At 72.5% G+C, this 1,174-nt stretch carries 1 protein-coding gene; it reads left to right on the top strand.

What is annotated here, in order from left to right:
- Positions 1 to 92 precede the first annotated feature (92 nt).
- A partial coding sequence (locus AB0L75_RS44380) for a S8 family serine peptidase (RefSeq protein ID WP_365191964.1) occupies positions 93 to 1,174 on the top strand: 1,082 nt, incomplete at its 3' end.

Genomic DNA, 1,174 nt, shown 5'->3' with positions numbered 1-1,174 from the left:
CGGCGCTCCAGGAACGCGGCGACCCCCTCCGCGGTGTCGGGGTTGCCGCGCGCCCGCTCGGCCCAGTGGGCGTCCCGGCCGGCGGCGTCGGCATGATCCTCGTGAACACCCCGTCCGGCTCGCTGGACGCGGACATCCACGCGGTGCCGACCGTGCACATGAACGACAACGGCGTGATCGAGAAGGTGAAGTCCTCCGACCTCACCGCCACGATCGTCCCGGGCGACACCACCGGCCTGCCGGAGGACCCGCTGCCCCAGATCGCCGGCTTCTCCTCCCGCGGCCCGGCCAACGCCGTGAACCAGGAGCTCCTGAAGCCCGACCTCGCCGCCCCCGGTGTGAACGTGATCGCCGGCGTCTCCCCGCTGGACCCCGACTACCACGGCAACACGTTCGGCCTGATGTCCGGCACGTCCATGGCCTCGCCGAACCTGGCCGGCATGGCCACGCTGCTGATCGGCAAGTACCCGGCCTGGTCCCCGATGGCCGTGAAGTCCGCCCTCATGACCACCGCCGGCGACGTGTACAACGCCGACGGCACCGTGAACACGGACAACTTCGCCACGGGTGCCGGCTCCGCCGATCCGGCCGCCGCCGCCCGTCCGGGCCTGGTCTACGACTCCGGCAAGGAGCAGTGGGACGCGCTGCTGCGCGGCGACATCGCCGGCCGTGACGTGAACGTCCCGTCCCTGGCGATCCCCGACGTCGTCGGCTCGGCCACCGTGACCCGCACCGTGACCGCCCTGGAGAACGGCCGCTGGCGGTTCTCTGCGAACGTGCCCGGCTTCGAGGTGACCGCCTCCCCGGCCGTGCTGGACCTGAAGGCCGGCCAGTCCGCCGACGTCGAGCTGACCGTCACCCGCACCGACGCCGCCGTGAACACCTGGACCCACGGCTCCATGTCCTGGACCACCGCCAAGGGCAAGGCCGTCCCGGAGGTGACCTCCCCGGTCACCGTGAAGGCGAAGTCCGCGACCGTCACCTCCGCCGTCGAGGGCTCCGGCGCCACCGGCTCCGCCGACGTGGAGATCACCCCCGGCGTGACCGGTGAGCTGACCCCGCAGGTCCTGGGCCTGGGCAAGGTGGACTCCACCGTGGCCGCCGCCACCGCGAGCAACTCGCTCGAGTCCAGCGCACTGGCCGTGTCCACGGTGACCGTGGAGGAGGGCACCCA

It is taken from the genome of Streptomyces sp. NPDC052101, assembly GCF_040680235.1.
GTDB lineage: Bacteria > Actinomycetota > Actinomycetes > Streptomycetales > Streptomycetaceae > Streptomyces.
Note: the sequence above shows the minus strand (reverse complement) of the source record. Positions and strands in the feature narration are given on the sequence as shown.